We start from the raw sequence: 17580 nt of genomic DNA, 5'->3' as shown, positions 1-17580 counted from the left end.
ATACCTCCTGCATTTACTCCTTCTTTTGTCCTAAAAGATAATCAATGAACTGCTGGGCAGTTCTTCCTGTCAGTCCCCCATGATTCAGTTCCCACTGGTTTGCTTTTAAAAGCAGCTCGTCTTCCGGCATGGTAAGATGATGCCTCTCGGCAAGAACTTTTACGATATTCTGAAACTCTTTCTTATTGGGAGCACAGAAGAAAATCGTAACCCCAAACCGATATACCAGCGATAACTTCTCCTGAACCGTATCGGAAGAATGAAGGTCATCGCGGCGTCCCTCCTTATCACTGAAACTCTCCTTAATCAGATGTCTTCGATTGGAGGTCGCATAAATTAATACATTTTCCGGTTTCTTTTCCAATCCTCCTTCTATTACTGCTTTCAGATACTTATATTCAATTTCAAATTCCTCAAAGGATAAATCATCCATATACAGGATAAATTTATAATTTCTGTTTTTAATCTGAGCGATCACCTTCGGCAGATACTGAATCTGATGTTTATAGATTTCAATAATCCTCAGGCCGTTTTCATAATACTGATTTAAAATCCCCTTAATGCTGGAAGACTTTCCCGTTCCCGCATCACCGAAAAGGAGACAGTTATTGGCCTTGCGTCCGCAGACAAAGGCTTCTGTATTATCAATCAGCTTCTTTTTTGCAATTTCATATCCCACCAAATCATCCAGTTTTACATGGGCAATATTGGTAATAGGAACTATCACAGGTTCTCCCTGCCCATCCTCATCGATCCGGAAGGCTTTATGAAGTCCCAGTTTGCCTACGCCGAAATCTTTATAGAAAGACACCATATCTTCCATAAATTCATCCGTACTTCGAGCCTGTCCCAGTTTCATGCTAAGCCGGCAGATTCTGTCCCGGATTCTCTTATTAAACATTTTACTGCTGTCATTTATATTCTGATAATGACAAAGTACGTTTCCACAGGTTCCGCCCCAGATTTGGTCAAAAGATTCCAACGGGAAATCATACAGTTCTTTGAATATTTCAAAATCATTTCTGGCAAAAGCATTAATACTTCCCTGGACAGGCCCCACGATTTCACAGGCCGTACTAAAAGCATTTTCGTGGTTTACCAACAAAAACGTCAGATAATTATGCCACAGATTCCCTTCAAATCCATATGCCCCCGCCAGTTCCGTCAGACCGTTGGCACATGCATAAAAAACATGCCTGCTTCCCTTTACTTTCCCGGGATCCTCCTGGTAAAGCTGAATTAAAGCAGCCATCTTATCCAGAATCTCCCCGTGTTCAAAACCTCTGTATAAAATACATTCATCCAATCTTGTCATTTCGCACTCTCCTAGTAGTTTCCTAATATCCGAAGCATATTGGCTTCCTGTTTAATTCCTCTTAAGGCATTTTTTACTGCGCTCTTTTCCAGATTTCCGTCAAAATCCAGGAAGAAACGGTATTCCCAGTTCCTGCCCACAATGGGGCGGGACTGAATCCTTGTCATATTCAGCCCGTTGTAAATAATATGAGAAAGCATATTATACAGGCTTCCTGTTTTATGAGGCAGTTCAAAACAAATACTGATTCTCTCAGCCTTCTTTTCATAAACCGGATGTTTACTGATAATGATAAACCTGGTGGAATTCTGCGTATTGTGGTATATTTTGTCTTTCAGGATTTTAAGCCCATAAAACTGCGCTGCCTCTTTACTGGCAATGGCAGCAGAAGTACAGTCCTTCTCTTCCTGTATCTTTTTGGCCGCTACGGCTGTATTCTCTACCTTTATCTGTTTCCACTGCGGATGCTCGTCCAGATATTTTCTGCACTGGGCTAATGCCTGAGGATGGGAATAAACTCTGGAAATTTCTTCTATTTCAGCATCCGGCAGCCCTAAAAGCACATGTTCGCAGGGAATAATCTGCTCTCCCACAATGTATACCGGATGCTGAGCCAGTAAGTCATAATTATCTTCCACAATTCCCGCCGTGGAATTTTCAATGGGAAGCACTGCGTAATCGGCTTTCTCTTCCAGGACTGCCTCAATGGCATCCTTCCAGGTTTCCACGTGGAAACTGTCGTTTTGCTCTCCGAAATAACGCTTCATTGCTGCATAACTATAGGCGCCTTCCACTCCCTGAAAAACTACTTTTTTCCCTTTTTTCGGAAGGGTTTCCGTCATTTCATAATCATAGCCGCCGCCAATTCCATGTTCCGTCATAAGCTGATACTGACGTTTTCTGCTTACTGCCATAATCTGCTGAAACAGTTCTTCAATCCCATGTTGATTAAAGGGTGTATGGGCCTTTGTCTTTAATGCTGTCAGTTTTTCCTTTTCTCTTTGTGTGTCTAAGACTTCTTTTCCTGTTTGTATTTTATATTCAGCCACATCCTGACAGATCGCCATCCGCTCCTCAAAAAGCGCTGTAATCTGTTCATCAATCCTGTCAATCTTTCTCCTGGATTCCTGTAAATCTATCATTTTTCTGCATTATCCTTTCGTTTTTCAATGGCTTCTGCCAGCTCTCTCATAAAGGACAGGGAACCGAAAGCCACAACCACGCCTTCTTTTTCTGCTTTCTCTGTCATTTTTTCCACCGCTTCTTCTATGCTTTTTGCCGGTTCCACATGGGAGTGGTATTTCCGGGCGGCCTGCGCCAGTTCCTCTGCCGGCAGAGCTCTCGGATTCCCGGAAGTCTGAATGGTCATAATCTCTTTCGCCAGAGGAGCCGTCATCTTCAATACGCTCTCATAATCTTTATCCCGAAACATTCCAATAATAAAATACAGATCCTTTCCCTGAAAATACATTTTCAGAGACTGAACCAGCTTTCCTGCCGCATCCGGATTATGGGCTCCGTCTGCAATAAGAAGCGGTTCTGAAAGAAGCGCAGTAAACCTGCCTTTCCACCGGGTGTTCTCCAGACCTTTTTCTATCTGCGCAGGAGTAATGTTATATCCATTTTGGATTAATACCTCCAGAGTATGCAGTGCAACCATAACATTTTCCATCTGGCACGCTCCGGTCAGCGGAATGGTATAAGATCTTTCCCCGTATTCAAACGTCATATGGTCCATCTCATTTTCCGTTACCCTGCCCTCCTCAGGGGAAGAAACAACGGGGATAATATGAAATCTTTCGCAGACTTCCCTGATTTTCTCCATGGCCTCCGGTTTCTGCTCTGCGGCAACCACACGGCAGCCTTCTTTTATAATTCCTGCTTTACACGCAGCGATTTCTCCCAGGGTATTTCCCAGAAAGGCCATATGATCCATGCTAATTGAAGTAAGAACTGCCACTTCCGTGGTACGAATAATATTGGTAGCGTCTGTAAGACCTCCCATCCCCGTTTCCAGTAATACAAGATCACAGTTTTCTTCTGCAAAATAGAAAAAAGCCGTGGCTGTTTCCATTTCAAAGGGAGTGGGATGGGGCTTTCCCTCCTTTTCCATCGCGTCAGCCACCTGCGCCACTTTACTCAGACATCTGGCAAAGGCTTCCCGGCTTATGGGTTTCTGATTAATTTCAAACTGTTCCCGGTAAGAAAATATTGCAGGAGATACATATCTGCCCACCCGGTATCCGGTCTGCGCCAGAACGGAAGAAAGGTAGGCCAGTACACTTCCCTTTCCATTTGTTCCCGCCACATGAATATATTTTAATTGATCCTGGGGATTTCCAAGACGCTTCATCATTTCCCTCATATTATCAAGCCCTAAAACGCTCCCGTACGTTTGCGCCTGTCTCAGATATTCCCGGCTCTGTTGGTAATCCATAATATCCTCCAAATCATCAAAACATTTGTTTTTCATTATAGTACAGGCGTATTGTTTTTTCAAGGCAGGGGCATACTACTAATAGGAATTTTACCAAAACATTACAAAACAAGGAGGACGTTATGGGACAACAATTTATACTGTGCGGAGGCATCGGGTGGTGCATGGAAATTCTGTGGACGGGAATCCATGCCCTGTGCCGCGGCGAGGCAGCTCTGACTGGACGTTCTTCTCTCTGGATGTTTCCCATTTATGGCTTTGCCGCAGTCATTGGTCCTGTTTCCAGACGTCTGAAAAAGATCCCTGTGTTTTTCCGGGGCTGTATCTATATGACCGGAATATTCTTTGTGGAGTTCTCCACCGGCACCCTTTTAAAGTCACACTTTGCCTGTCCCTGGGATTACAGTCATGTTCCTTTTAATTATAAAGGTCTTATCCGCCTCGATTATGCTCCTGTCTGGTTTGCCACAGGTCTGTTTTTTGAGAAAATACTCAGCAAAAATCTTGAAAAAACGGTCTGACTATTATATGATGGTATGCAGAATAAAAAACTTTCAGGAGGTAGTACATGAGACATTTAATCAGTCCTTTGGACTTCTCTGTCGGGGAGCTGGACAAGCTGCTTGACCTGGCGAATCACATTGAACAAAACCCTGAAAAATATGCACATGCCTGTGATGGTAAGAAAATTGCAACTCTTTTTTACGAGCCAAGTACCCGTACAAGACTGAGTTTCGAGGCCGCTATGCTGAATCTGGGAGGAAACGTGCTCGGTTTTTCCAGCGCTGATTCCAGTTCTGCTTCTAAAGGGGAAAGCGTGGCCGATACCATCCGCGTTGTATCATGTTATGCAGACATTGCAGCCATCCGGCATCCCAAAGAGGGTGCAGCCCTGGTAGCTTCTATGTCTTCTTCCATCCCGGTGATTAATGCCGGCGACGGCGGACACCAGCATCCAACCCAGACTCTGACTGATCTGCTGACCATCCGCTCTCTGAAGGGAAGGCTGAATAATCTTACCATCGGTCTGTGCGGCGATTTAAAATTCGGAAGAACCGTACATTCTCTTATTGAGGCCCTGGTCCGCTATGACAATGTAAAATTCGTTTTAATCTCTCCCGAAGAACTTCGGGTTCCCAGTTATATCCGAGAAGATGTATTAAAGAAAAACAACAAAGAATATCTGGAAGTGGAAAGACTGGAGGATGCACTTCCCAGTCTGGATCTGCTCTATATGACCCGTGTCCAGAGAGAACGTTTCTTTAACGAAGAAGATTATGTCCGGATGAAAGATTTCTACATATTGGACAAGTCCAAACTCAGCCTTGCAAAACCGGATATGTACATTCTCCATCCTCTCCCCAGAGTAAACGAAATTGATGTGGAGGTAGACAGCGATCCCCGTGCCGCCTATTTCAAACAGGCACAATACGGTGTCTATGTACGAATGGCGCTGATTCTCACATTATTGGAGGTGGATGTCTGATGTTAAATGTAGGAGCATTAAAAGAAGGATATGTATTAGATCACATTAAAGCCGGTAAGGCTATGACTATTTACCGGGATTTGAAGCTGGATAAACTGGACTGCACCGTGGCTATTATAAAAAATGCCCGCAGCAATAAGATGGGGACAAAAGATATTATCAAAGTAGAATGCCCCATTGAAAAGCTGGATCTGGATATTCTCGGCTTCATTGATCATAATATCACTGTTAATATTATTAAAGACGAACAGATTGTGGAAAAAAAGGTTTTAAAACTTCCCAAACAGATAACAAACGTGATCCGCTGCAAAAACCCGCGCTGCATCACTTCCATCGAACAGGGACTGGATCAGATTTTCATTCTGTCTGACGAGGAAAAAGAAATCTACCGCTGTAAATACTGCGAAGAAAAATACAGAGGAAAACGTAATAAATAATGAGTAAAAAGAAAAGGTATACCATCTGCGGAAAATCTCCGTAAGACGGTATACCTTTTTTCTTTTTTAATAAGCAGAACGATAAGCCGGGTTATGTCGTTGGATGGTCATCTATCTAGACCTGCTGTTGCCAGCAGGTTCAAGCGACCCACCTGAAAGCACGACGGGCCGCCGTATCGCTTTCTTTTCGGTCTTGCTTCGAATGGAGTTTACATGTGCCCTGTCTGTTACCAGCCAGGCGGTAGTCTCTTACACTGCCTTTCCACCCTTACCTCTTAAAGAGGCGGTTTATTTCTGTTGCACTGGTCTGGGAGTCACCTCCACCGGACGTTATCCGGCATCCTGCCCTATGAAGCCCGGACTTTCCTCACCTGGCCCCTTTCGTCTGGCCAGCCGCGACCACCTGTTCTGCTTACGCAACTGCTATTTTAACATGCTTTTTTCTTTTTCGCAATTCTATTTTCTGGCTTTTCTGGCCTCTTTTTTCTTTTCCAGTGCATCAATACAGATGGTGCAGGCTGCGTCGCCGGTGATATTGACACAGGTACGTCCCATATCCAGAACACGGTCGATTCCTGCTACTAAGGCGATACCTTCCACTGGCAGCCCTACACTTTCCAGTACCATTGCCAGCATAATCATTCCGGATCCAGGTACCCCGGCGGTTCCGATAGAAGCCAGTACTGCTGTCAGAATAATGGTAATCTGCTGTCCGATCGTCAGATCGATACCGAAAATCTGTGAAATAAAGATGGCGCAGACACCCTGGTAGATGGCGGTTCCGTCCATGTTAATGGTTGCTCCTAAAGGAAGTACGAAACTTGCCACTTCTTTTTTCGCTCCCAGTTTCTGCGTACATTCCAGGTTAAAGGGAAGAGCACCCACACTGCTGGCGCTGCTGAATGCGAAAATCATAGCTGGGCTCATTCCCCGGAAGAATTTCAGCGGACTCATTTTTGCAATGCCGTATACGGTAGAAGAATAAACCAGTACCATATGTACCACATAAACTACATAGGCAATGACAATCAGTTTTAACAAAGGCAGCAGCACGGACGGACCGTTACTTGCCACAACCGGCGTAATTAACGCGAAAACACCGATCGGTGACAGTTTAATAATCATGCCCATAACCTTAAAGCTGACTTCCGAAAAACTGTCCACAACATTCTTTGCCGTTTCTCCTTTTTCTCCTGCCAGTATAATGCCAAATCCAAACAGCAGAGCAATGACAATTACCTGCAGCATAGTAGCGCTTACCAGTGGTTCTACGGCATTGGACGGAAAGATATTCACCAGCGTATCCATAAAGCTGGGCGCTTCTGACGCCTCATAGACAAGATCTTCTGTGGCAAGCTGATACCCTGCTCCTACCTGAAGCAGATTGGCGAAAATCAGACCGAGGGTTACCGCAAACGCTGTGGTCAGCAGATAGTAACAAATGGTTTTTCCGCCTATGGACCCTACCTTTTTAATGTCCTGCAAAGAAATGATTCCCTGCATGATGGACAGAAGAACAACAGGAACCACAACCATTTTGATTAAATTCAGGAATATTGTTCCAAATGGCTGAATGTAGGATTCCGCAAACTCCGCATGGCTCTGCAGCGCAATACCTGCTACAACGCCCAGCACAAGCGCTAAAAAAATCCATACTGTCAATGATACTTTCTTTTTGGTTGTTTTCTTTTCACTCATAAGACCCCTCCTTTGTATTTTGTTGTATGTGAAAAATCAACACCCTCCTCTATAAATGAAAACATCCGCCTCCGATGAATTCCCTCAACAGTGAATTGGTAGGTACCGCCTCGCTGGGGATCGGAAGAAAATAGTCAAAAAATTTCAACAGCCGTTTGGCCTCCAGATATTCCGGCTCTGTCTTTTCGATGCCGAAAAGCAGAGGTTCCGCATAAACTTTCAGGCAGGCCAGTTCGTAAATCAAAGCAGAATTAAACACCACATCTGCATCTTCCTGATACGGGAAAATATACTGTTCTTCCCCTCTGCGGACAGAGGGCCACATGGCAATGGTATTTTTCGCAGAAGTTCCCCGGGTTCTGGCATCCCTGACGATCCTCCGGATCAGACGGCCGTCAGTAGTTGGAATCCGGTTATGTTCATCAATATTAAGCTGGGTCAGAGCGCTGATATAAATTTTATATTTACTTTCTCTCGGAAGCGCATAGCTCAGCTTGTCATTTAAGCCATGAATTCCTTCAATCACCAGTATATCTTCTGATCCAAGCTTCAGAAAATCCCCTTTGTATTCCCGCTGCCCTGTCACAAAATTAAACCACGGAAGTTCCACCCGTTCTCCTTTTAGCAGCATCAGCATATCCTGGTTAAACTGTTCAATATCAATGGCCTCCAGACATTCATAATTCTTTTTTCCAAATTCGTCCAGAGGTGTCTCTTCCCTGTTTACGAAGTAATTATCCACTGCAATGGGATGAGTTTTAATCCCGTGGGCGGCAAGCTGAATGGACAACCTGTGGGAAAAGGTCGTTTTCCCGGAAGAAGAAGGGCCGGCAATCATAATAAATTTTTTATTATTTTCTCTGACAATCTCTTCTGCAATCTGGGAAATTTTTGCCTCCTGCAAGGCTTCCTGAATCAGCAGGACTTCCTGTAACCCCTGATGGGCAATCCGGTCGTTGAGTTCTCCCACTGTGGAAATATCCAGTTTATCTCCCCAGGCCTGGGACTCTTTCTGCACCTGAAATACTTTCTTATGAGGCGAAAACTCCGGCACTTTCTCCGGTTCTTCTCTGGAAGGAAGCAAAAGGACAAATCCTTCGTCATAAAGCTGCAGATCAAAATACCGGACATAACCTGTATGATTTACCATGAATCCGTAAAAATAGTCTTCGAAATTTCCAATGCTGTAGATATTTACTTTGGAAACGCGCCGGTAACGAAACAGCCTTGCTTTATCGTACATCTGGTGCTTCAGAAACATTTCAATGGCTTCCTCTGTTCCCACACTGCGCTTCATAATAGGGATTTCCTGTTCCACAATCTTCTGCATTTCCTGCCTGATTTTTTCCAGGAATTTCTGATTCAGAAGAGTACTGCCTTTCATGGTGAAATAGTAGGCTTCCCCGATGGAATAATGAATAACGGTTTTATTCAGTTCTTCCTTTCCGGCCACATCATAAATGGCCTTCAGCAGGATCAGACAGGCGCTCCGTTTATATGCTTCGTTTCCGATCTTGTCTCTGGAAGTAATAAAACCCAACGTACAGTCTTTCTTTAACTGTTTGTGAAGTTCCTGTAACTTTCCGTCAACGGTTACCAAAAGAATGGGATCTCTGCAGGTACTTTGATACTTCTTTACAATCTCTGCATAGCAGGTTCCCTCCGGGTATTTTAGCACCTCGTCTCCAATTGTAACCGTATACATCTTCTGGCTCATTTACAGTCCTCCTTTAGTCCGTCATATGCAGGCATATGGAAACTTTTTCACAGCCTGGACGATTTCCAGTTCCGGATAACGCTCTCTCATTTCCTTTCCCATTCTCTCTGTAAACATGTATTCCGTTCCGTAATGTCCTGCATCAATTAAAAACAGGCCCTTTGCAACGGTATCGATTCCTGTGTGATGGTCAATATCTCCTGTAATGTAAACCTCAGCGCCTGTTTCAATGGCTGCATCTATCATACTTTTCCCGGAACCAGTACATACCGCCGCCGTTGTCACCTGGGCCTCCAGGTTCCCATAAACATTTACATGTTCTGTCTGCAGGCAGTCTTTTACATGCAGGGCACATTCCTTTAAGGACATGGACCGGGGCAGTTTCCCCACACGGCCGAATCCCTCCGGGCCATCCGCCGTTTCCTCTGTTACGGACAGCACCCGGGTATCCTGAAGTTTCAGATATTCCGCACTTAGCGAAGCCATCCCCTTCACATCATAATTGGTATGCATTGCATAATAAGAGATTCCATGTTCCACTAAAGACAATATTCTCCTGCCGGTAAAACTATGATTATTAATCTTTTTGATTCCGGAAAAAATCATGGGATGATGAGTGATGATCATATCTGCTCCCAGGGACACAGCCTCCCCTAAGGTTTCTTCTGTTAAGTCCAGAGCCAGAAAAACTTTCTTTACTTCTTTTTCATCACTGCCTACAAGCAGCCCCACATTATCCCAGTCTTCCGCATAGGAAACCGGATATTTCTCTTCCAGCCATTTTATTATATCCTTACATTTCATATGCTTTGAATGCCTCCTCTGTCAGATACTGGTTCTGTCGTATCTGCGCCTCTCTTTCTCTGGAAAAAGCGCTTCCTTTTGCCTGTATCTGCTGTAAAATCTGCTTTTGCAGCCGTGTTTCCCGTTTCAGATATTCTTTCAGAACAGGATGTTTTTCTTTCAACAAAAGTTTTCCGTATTCATATTCCCAGGGCTGATATGCCTCTGACTCTCCGGGCACCGCTTTCATCATAGGGTAATATTTCCCCTCCTCATAAACCATATTTTCCCGGATGATCCGGAACCCTTCCCTCACCAGGTAACGTCGGAAGTTTCCCAGATCCGACTGAGGCTGTAAAATCAGTTCCCGAAAGTCCGTAAGCTGCTCCTTCCCCTCTTCCAGAATTTTTTCCATGAGGGGACCGCCCATTCCGGCAATTATCAGGGCATCCCCCTCTCCTTTTTTCAGATTTTTCAGTCCGTCCGATAGTCTTGTTTCTATGTATGTATCCAAGCCATGCGCTTTAATGTTCTCTTGTGCCCTGCTTAAAGGCCCTGATTTTACATCCATTGCAACAGCACTTGGAATTCTTTTATTCATTACTAAATAAATGGGAAGATAGCCATGGTCACAGCCTACGTCCACAACTCTGCTGCCGGGACTCACAAGCGCAGCTACTGCTTTCATTCTTTCTGATAACTGCATAGGCTGCCTCAATTAATCCAGATAATCTTTCAGCTTGCGGCTTCGGCTTGGATGGCGCAGCTTACGCAGGGCTTTTGCTTCTATCTGACGAATTCGTTCTCTCGTTACATTAAACTCTTTTCCTACCTCTTCCAGGGTACGGGCACGTCCGTCATCCAGCCCGAAACGCAGCCGCAGCACTTTCTGCTCTCTGTCTGTCAGCGTGCTTAATACCTCCACCAGTTGTTCTTTCAGCAGGGTAAAGGCTGCAGCGTCTGCCGGCACCGGCACGTTGTCATCCTGAATAAAATCACCCAGATGACTGTCTTCTTCCTCGCCGATAGGCGTCTCCAGGGATACCGGTTCCTGAGAAATCTTTAAGATTTCCCGTACTCTTTCCACAGACATGTCCATCTCCTCTGCGATTTCCTCCGGGGTTGGTTCCCGTCCCAGTTCCTGAAGCAGCTGACGGGATACGCGGATTAACTTGTTAATCGTTTCCACCATATGCACAGGGATACGAATGGTACGCGCCTGATCGGCAATGGCTCTGGTAATTGCCTGGCGAATCCACCAGGTTGCATAAGTACTGAATTTATAGCCTTTTCGATAATCAAATTTCTCTACGGCTTTAATCAGTCCCAGATTTCCTTCCTGAATCAGATCCAGAAACAGCATTCCCCTTCCCACATAGCGTTTTGCAATACTGACAACGAGACGAAGGTTAGCTTCTGCCAGACGTTTCTTAGCGTTTTCATCTCCTTCCTCCATTCGTTTTGCCAGCTCGATTTCCTCTTCCGCCGAAAGGAGGTTTACTTTTCCGATTTCTTTCAGATACATACGAACCGGATCTTCAATGCTGATTCCCTCAGGAACAGACAAGTCGATTTTGTCCAGCTCAATCTCTTCCTCCTCTTCAATCTTGTCCAGATCCATATCGTCATCCAGGATGAGCTCCGCTCCATCCTGTCCGGTGATCCGCAGTACGTCTACTCCGCTTGCCTCCAGGAACTCAAATACTTTTTCCATCTGTTCCACATCCAGCGGCATGTCCTTAAAAAAGTCGTTAATTTCCTGGTATTCCAGTACGTTTTTCTTTTTCTTTGCAAGCTCCAGCAGCTCCACCAGTTTTTCACTGAATTTACCCATATTCATTTCCATAGGTGTTCCATCCTTCCATATATTGTTTATATTTTATCCTTATTGAAAAGAAATATGCAAATCGGACAGGTTCTTTCTCAGAGCCTCCAGCTCTTTCTTCTTTTGAATCAGCTCCTGAAGCCCCTGCATATCCGAGGGCGCAAGCTCCCTCGTTTTCTTTCCCAGACTTTCCTCTTTCATCCGCACCAGCGTATCGGCAAAGGCCCTTTGCTGTTCCTGTTCCGACTCCAGATGAATCCGGGCATTAAACAGCCCGGCCACCTCTTTCTGCTCTTCACTTTCCTGAAACTGATTTAATAGTTTCGCAGGATTTACATCTCCCTGTTCGTACTGATCATAAAGCATTCGGGCCACTTTACCGTAAAGAGGAATGGTAAAATCATCCGGTAAAATATATTGTCGTACGGTATCAAAGATTGTAGGATAAGTTACCAGCCAAGTCAACATTAATTTCTGGACTTTCTGGGTTCCGGATTCTTTTTCTTTTCTTTCCTGAGGCTCTCTCTTTTTCAGGGTCAGTTTCTGAAGACCGGTGCCCTCCATAGCCATCCGGTTCACCATTTTTCTCAAATCTTCCGGAGAAACGGAAAACTCTCTGGCCACTGCCTCTATATAATTATTTCTTTCCAGTTCATCCGGAAATTCCAGCAGCATGGCCGCTGTTCTTTTAAAAAAGTCCGTTTTCCCCTGGGGATCCGTCATATCGAATTCTTTCCGCAGGCAGTCTGCCTGGAAAAGGAAACTGTTTTTCGCCTGTCCAAGGCGCTCTTCAAAGGCTTCCGGACCCAGATTCTTAATAAACTCATCCGGATCTTTATAAGGTTTCAGATTCACCACCTTTGCCTCAATTCCAGCCTCTTTCAGTATGGGAATCCCCCTTAAAGCCGCCCTAACCCCTGCTTCGTCACTGTCGTATAACAGCAGTACCTCATTTGTATACCGTTTCAGCAGGCTGGCATGCCCGCTTGTCAGCGCCGTTCCCAGAGAAGCCACCGCATTGGTAAATCCCGCCTGATGCATGGCAATCACATCCATATAGCCCTCGCACACAATCAGCGCCTTCTTCCTGCTGGTTCTGGCAATGTTTAAGCCGTATAAATTTCGACCTTTGTCGAAAATTTTCGTCTCCGGGGAATTCAGATACTTGGGTTTTCCTTCCCCCATCACACGCCCGCCAAAACCAATAACCCGGTTGTTCACATCCATAATCGGAAAAATTACCCGGTTCCAGAATTTGTCATACATCCCCCTCTTTTCATCAGCCTGAAACAGTCCTGATTCCAAAAGAAGTTCATCCTTATAATTCTGGCTTTTCATGTATTGGTAAAGATCGTTGCTGTACCGGTCCGAGTAACCAAGCCCGAATTTTTTAATTGTTTCGTCAGATACGCCTCTTTCTTTCAGATATTCCCAGGCCTTTTTCCCATTCTCCCTGCGAAGCTGATAGTAAAAATACTGAGCCGCTTTCTTATTCACTTCCAGAAGAGCTGCTTTTTTATCTGCCTGTGCTTTTGCCTCGCGGGAATATTCTATCTTCGGCAGCTTTACACCTGCCCTGTCCGCCAGATATTCAAGAGCCTCCCGAAAAGAATAATTTTCATATTCCATAATAAAGGTAAAAACATTTCCTCCTGCCCCACAGCCAAAACAGTAATACATCTGCTTTCCCGGCGAGACAGAGAACGACGGGGACTTTTCATTATGAAACGGACATAATCCAAAGTAAGAAGTACCCTTTCGCTTTAACTGTACATATTGTGAAATCACATCAACAATGTCATTTGCAGCGCGTACTTCCTCAATGACATCATCATTATACCGCATCCTGATTCCTCCATTTCTGTGCCCTGATTCCTTGTCTTTGATGCTTTTAATAAACTGACCATGATTTCGGTATGAAAATTTCCTGAAACTTTTCCATGGAGTACTGATCGGTCATGCCCGAAAGGTAGTCGCACACTACCTGCGCCCTGTCTTCTCCCCGGTCAATAAGTTCTATGTATTCCCTCGACATCTGCTTGGGATGTTCAATATAATACTCATATAATTCTGTCAGCATTTTAATTGCTTTTGTTTCTTCTTTTTTGGCAATCGGGTTATTGTAAACGCTGGAAAACATAATCGCTCTCAAATCCATCATGGCTTCCTGTACCTCCTCTGACATACAAATAACCCCTTTATCTCTGCTGTTTTCCACCAGATTGTGAATCAGTGTATTCAGACGTTCTCTTATAGTAAATCCAAGGAGCATTCTCAGTGTTATGGGAATATCATCTTCTGTAATAATCCCCGCTCTCTGCGCATCATCCATATCATGATGGATATAAGAAATCTTATCACAGAATCGCACCACCTGTCCTTCCAGGGTAGCCGGGGAACCGCTTGTTCTGTGATTCCTGATTCCGTCCCTTACTTCCCAGGTAAGATTTAAGCCCTCTCCGTTTTTTTCCAGAACCTGAACCACACGGACGCTCTGTTTATAATGGGCAAATCCTCCGGGATGCACTTCATCCAACGCTCTCTCTCCTGCATGTCCGAAAGGAGTATGCCCCAAATCATGACCCAGCGCGATGGCTTCCACCAGATCTTCATTGAGCCGCAGAGCCTTTGCCACTGTTCTGGCCGTCTGCGAAACTTCCAGAGTATGGGTCAGGCGGTTTCTGTAGTGGGCTCCATGGGGAGCTAAAAACACTTGTGTTTTATCTTTCATCCTCCGAAATGCTTTACAGTGCAAAATTCGATCCCGATCTCTCTGATACGCGGTTCTCATATCGCACTCTTCCTCCGCCCGCATTCTTCCCCGCGTTTCTCTGCTGTGTGAAGCATACGGACTTAAAACCTCGTATTCCCGTTCTTCCAGTTCTTCCCGTATACCCATAGAGCCTCCTTTCTGAAATGGAAATCTTCTGTTCCGTGACAAAATATCTCTTATTATTTATATTCACGAAATCTGAAGTATTTCCTTTTTTTTAAAAAAATTTTGTATTTTTTTATTTTTCTTATTGACGGAACCCCAAAGGGGTGCTATAATACAACCTGTCGCTGATAATTAGCGGTTTGCGGAAGTGTCGGAACTGGCAGACGAGCAAGACTAAGGATCTTGTGGCATTCGTGCCGTGTGGGTTCAAGTCCCATCTTCCGCAGTGAAGAATAAGAGCGTATTTTCAGGAAATTCCTGAAAATACGCTTTCTTTTTGTCATAAGAAAACCCGAAAGCCGGCGGGATTCTTTTCGATTTCATATTTAACTTAATTCCGCAATTCTGGTCACCGCCACATAAATTTCCTGAATTTTATACCAGGTATTATAATCTACAATTCCCGTTACCGGCAGTCCAAAGATTTCCTGGAAATCCCTTACAGCCTGCTGTGTCTCTTCGTTATACTCTCCGTTCTCCACAACCTCCGGCAAGGCAGGATATGCCTCTTTAATCGCATTTAGCTGTTCCTGTATCTGTCTTACCTTCTCTCCAGACGCTCCGATGTCCAAATCGTATCTGGGCCAGGACGCTGGAATGCCGGATATCTCCTCTGCTGTATTAATGTACATATCATTTCCATAAAAATGCCGAAGAATCTCAATAGCGGAATATCCCTGATCTCCCAGGCGCTTTGACCCCCACTGCGTCATCCAGTTCGGACAGGTTACCCTCTCACCATCACAATATTGCGTCAATATCGGCTGCCGCACATTTGGTCTTGACAGGTAATGACTGAACAATTCATCTACCACTCGGTCAATACTGTCAAAAATGTTTCGTCCCCTCATCCATTTGTGATCATAAGCCGTCGAAGAAGTAATTGTAAAATCAAATCCCTTATTTCTGTACCACTCTGTATAAACCCTGTTGAGTGTAAAGGACATAATGGCCAGAACATTGGCTTTGATGGTTTCTTCCGGCCATGTGGCATAGATTTCACTGCAGGCCACATTTTTAATATAGTCCCGGTACCGCACATAATAATCTGTGGCTGTATCGTCATTTACAGACCCGTCATGTACCACCACATATTCAGGAATCACCACCCTGCTCAATACAATTTCCCCTGTTTCCTGCATCGGCTTTATCTCGTCTTCCGGAATCTTTGGCGGATACTCTCCGTAAAGGGTATGATCCGGAATTACGATCCTCTCAAAATCTTCCGGCCCCCGTATCGCTCTGAGTCTCACCGGCTGAACAGAGTCTGTCTGAGGCAGAATCTCCACTCCGGAGATGTTCGCCGGTTCAAAGTCCGAAGCCTCCACATAGACGTTGTATTCTGAATACGGCTGATACTCCACAGGTTCCATACTATACGCCAAAGGAGGCGCTGACAGTTCTAACTCCGGGCTTCTTCCGGAATTGTCTGTACGCACCTCCTCAATAACTTTATCAGGCTCTCCTTTATATGAAATACGAATCAGCGCATTTTCCACAGGGGTGTTTCTGTCCTCTCTTAAAACTCTGATTCTGAGCCTGCCTTTTTCATTTTGTTCTGTCTGCATTGCTTTTAGATTTCTGCCCTTTTTCATCCGAAACCTCACGCATAATAAAGTTATTTTATTCTATGCAGACGGTTTTTAAAACTTTCCATCAGAAAATTCTCTGAATATCATTATACATGACCACAACCATCAAAAGCATCAGTAACATGAATCCTGCAAAATGGACCATACCCTCTACTTTCCGGTTTACCGGCCTGCGGAAAATCACTTCCAGAATCATAAATACCAGCCTTCCTCCGTCCAGGGCAGGAAGAGGAAGTAAATTCATGACGCCCAGATTGGCCGACAGCAGGATTGCCATATTCAGCATATTCATCCAGACCATGAGCGTTCCTGCCGTTTTGCTTTGTTCGTAGGTATCTCCGATAGCATCCACAACTCCCACAGGGCCGGACAGATCCTGAATGCCGAACTGACCTGTAATCAGCTTGCCAAGACTCATAACGGTAGTCCTTATCCAGTATTTAACTTCTATGGCACTGTATTTGATAATATTCCAGCCGCTGGTTTTTACACATCCCACATTATAACCAAATCCCAGCATCGGTTCTTCGTAAAGGGCAGGGGTTATCGTCGCCTCGTAAGAGCGCCCTTGTCTTTCATAAGTCAGAACAACGGATTCTTCCCCTAAAGGGTGGTTTTCCAGATACTCCTCATATTCTGCATAATCTTTTACCGGAACTCCATTAATGGCAGTAATCACGTCTCCGGCTTTCATGCCTTCTTCCTCCATGGACATTCCCGCCGTCACAGCTCCCACCTTCATAGAAGTGGTATCCGCTCTGGTAAAGCCCAGAAGATACCGGGAATATATCTCCGGCATATAAGAAACGTTATATTCTTTGCCGTCTCTTTCATAGGTCAGCTCCACCTGCTGCCCCTCCCGAAGCTCATTCATTGCCAGGTAGGTATTCAAATCTGTCCCTATATCAATCTTATAGCCGTCAAACTCTGTAATCAAATCGCCTTCCTGCAGTCCCGCCTCTTCTGCCGGAGAACCTTCTGTTACAGACAGAACCTCCGCCGGAACATATCCGATAGACGCCACAATAATCAGGGCCAGGAAAAAAGCTAAAATAAAGTTAAAAATCGGCCCTGCGGCAACAATGGATATCCGGCTCCAGACAGAAGCGCCGTTAAAGGATCCCGGCTCCTCTTCCTCTCCGTCTTCGCCCAGCATCATGCAGGAACCGCCCAGAGGCAGCAGCTTCAGGGAATACCTGGTTTCCCCTTTTACTGTGCTTAAGATCCTGGGCCCCATTCCCAGAGAAAATTCAACTACCTTTACTCCGTTCTTTTTCGCCAGCAGGAAATGCCCAAGTTCATGAAAAATAACAATGATACTAAATATCAGAATCGCGATTACAATTTTCAAA

Annotated in this window: 15 protein-coding genes, 1 tRNA gene and 1 other RNA gene; 4 read left to right on the top strand and 13 right to left on the bottom strand. The window is 44.9% G+C overall.

What is annotated here, in order from left to right:
• Nucleotides 1-13: 13 nt before the first annotated feature.
• The 3 genes from B5F53_RS10230 to B5F53_RS10220 are packed head-to-tail and all read right to left on the bottom strand — an operon-like array spanning nucleotide 14 to nucleotide 3752.
• A complete protein-coding gene (locus B5F53_RS10230; RefSeq protein ID WP_087223000.1) occupies nucleotides 14-1315 on the bottom strand; it encodes an ATP-binding protein in 1302 nt (433 codons plus the stop codon).
• A gap of 11 nt (nucleotides 1316-1326) precedes the next feature.
• A complete protein-coding gene (gene pheA, locus B5F53_RS10225; protein WP_087222999.1) occupies nucleotides 1327-2457 on the bottom strand; it encodes a prephenate dehydratase in 1131 nt (376 codons plus the stop codon).
• The gene (locus tag B5F53_RS10220; RefSeq protein WP_087222997.1) at nucleotides 2454-3752 is read right to left on the bottom strand and encodes a bifunctional folylpolyglutamate synthase/dihydrofolate synthase; all 1299 of its coding nucleotides are present in this window, start codon (nucleotides 3750-3752) and stop codon (nucleotides 2454-2456) included. Before B5F53_RS10220 ends, pheA begins: the two co-directional genes overlap by 4 nt.
• Before the next feature lie 122 nt (nucleotides 3753-3874).
• Here B5F53_RS10220 and B5F53_RS10215 point away from each other — a divergent pair, with 122 nt between their 5' ends.
• From B5F53_RS10215 to B5F53_RS10205, 3 genes are read left to right on the top strand one after another with little or no spacing between them, the layout of a single operon-like run.
• A complete protein-coding gene (locus tag B5F53_RS10215) occupies nucleotides 3875-4273 on the top strand; it encodes a putative ABC transporter permease (RefSeq protein ID WP_087222995.1) in 399 nt (132 codons plus the stop codon).
• A gap of 47 nt (nucleotides 4274-4320) precedes the next feature.
• Nucleotides 4321-5238 carry an aspartate carbamoyltransferase gene (gene pyrB, locus B5F53_RS10210; protein WP_087222993.1) on the top strand — a complete coding sequence of 306 codons (918 nt, stop codon included), beginning with the start codon at nucleotides 4321-4323 and terminating at the stop codon, nucleotides 5236-5238.
• Nucleotides 5238-5675, top strand: coding sequence for an aspartate carbamoyltransferase regulatory subunit (locus B5F53_RS10205; protein WP_087222991.1), 438 nt, complete (start codon nucleotides 5238-5240; stop codon nucleotides 5673-5675). Before pyrB ends, B5F53_RS10205 begins: the two co-directional genes overlap by 1 nt.
• 66 nt (nucleotides 5676-5741) lie before the next feature.
• Here the strand turns inward: B5F53_RS10205 and rnpB are convergent.
• From rnpB to B5F53_RS10165, 8 genes are all read right to left on the bottom strand, one after another.
• Nucleotides 5742-6090: RNase P RNA component class A (gene rnpB / locus B5F53_RS10200), an RNA gene on the bottom strand.
• A gap of 41 nt (nucleotides 6091-6131) precedes the next feature.
• Nucleotides 6132-7373, bottom strand: coding sequence for a dicarboxylate/amino acid:cation symporter (locus B5F53_RS10195; protein WP_087222989.1), 1242 nt, complete (start codon nucleotides 7371-7373; stop codon nucleotides 6132-6134).
• A 49-nt stretch (nucleotides 7374-7422) separates the two neighbouring features.
• Nucleotides 7423-9090 carry a nucleoside kinase gene (locus B5F53_RS10190; RefSeq protein ID WP_087222987.1) on the bottom strand — a complete coding sequence of 556 codons (1668 nt, stop codon included), beginning with the start codon at nucleotides 9088-9090 and terminating at the stop codon, nucleotides 7423-7425.
• A 21-nt stretch (nucleotides 9091-9111) separates the two neighbouring features.
• The gene (locus tag B5F53_RS10185) at nucleotides 9112-9894 is read right to left on the bottom strand and encodes a Nif3-like dinuclear metal center hexameric protein (protein ID WP_087222985.1); all 783 of its coding nucleotides are present in this window, start codon (nucleotides 9892-9894) and stop codon (nucleotides 9112-9114) included.
• Nucleotides 9884-10579: a tRNA (adenine(22)-N(1))-methyltransferase gene (locus tag B5F53_RS10180; protein ID WP_087222983.1), complete on the bottom strand. Its 696-nt coding sequence runs from the start codon at nucleotides 10577-10579 to the stop codon at nucleotides 9884-9886. Before B5F53_RS10180 ends, B5F53_RS10185 begins: the two co-directional genes overlap by 11 nt.
• 12 nt (nucleotides 10580-10591) lie before the next feature.
• Nucleotides 10592-11719 (bottom strand): RNA polymerase sigma factor RpoD, encoded by a 1128-nt coding sequence (gene rpoD / locus B5F53_RS10175; RefSeq protein ID WP_087222981.1) that lies wholly within the window; start codon nucleotides 11717-11719, stop codon nucleotides 10592-10594.
• Between the two features lie 39 nt (nucleotides 11720-11758).
• On the bottom strand, nucleotides 11759-13543 hold the full coding sequence (gene dnaG, locus B5F53_RS10170; protein ID WP_087222979.1) for a DNA primase: 1785 nt from the start codon (nucleotides 13541-13543) through the stop codon (nucleotides 11759-11761).
• A gap of 46 nt (nucleotides 13544-13589) precedes the next feature.
• Nucleotides 13590-14597: a deoxyguanosinetriphosphate triphosphohydrolase gene (locus B5F53_RS10165; protein ID WP_087222977.1), complete on the bottom strand. Its 1008-nt coding sequence runs from the start codon at nucleotides 14595-14597 to the stop codon at nucleotides 13590-13592.
• A 181-nt stretch (nucleotides 14598-14778) separates the two neighbouring features.
• Between B5F53_RS10165 and B5F53_RS10160 the strand changes: the two genes are divergently transcribed.
• Nucleotides 14779-14862 (top strand) — tRNA-Leu (locus tag B5F53_RS10160).
• 100 nt (nucleotides 14863-14962) lie between these two features.
• Here B5F53_RS10160 and B5F53_RS10155 read toward each other — a convergent pair.
• Both B5F53_RS10155 and rseP read right to left on the bottom strand, forming a co-directional pair.
• Complete coding sequence (locus B5F53_RS10155) at nucleotides 14963-16231, bottom strand: peptidoglycan-binding protein (RefSeq protein WP_087222975.1); 1269 nt, start codon at nucleotides 16229-16231, stop codon at nucleotides 14963-14965.
• Nucleotides 16232-16292: 61 nt separating this feature from the next.
• The gene (gene rseP / locus B5F53_RS10150; RefSeq protein ID WP_087222973.1) at nucleotides 16293-17579 is read right to left on the bottom strand and encodes an RIP metalloprotease RseP; all 1287 of its coding nucleotides are present in this window, start codon (nucleotides 17577-17579) and stop codon (nucleotides 16293-16295) included.
• Nucleotide 17580: the final 1 nt, after the last annotated feature.

This window comes from Blautia sp. An249 (assembly GCF_002159835.1).
Lineage (GTDB): Bacteria > Bacillota > Clostridia > Lachnospirales > Lachnospiraceae > Blautia_A > Blautia_A avistercoris.
Note: the sequence above shows the minus strand (reverse complement) of the source record. Positions and strands in the feature narration are given on the sequence as shown.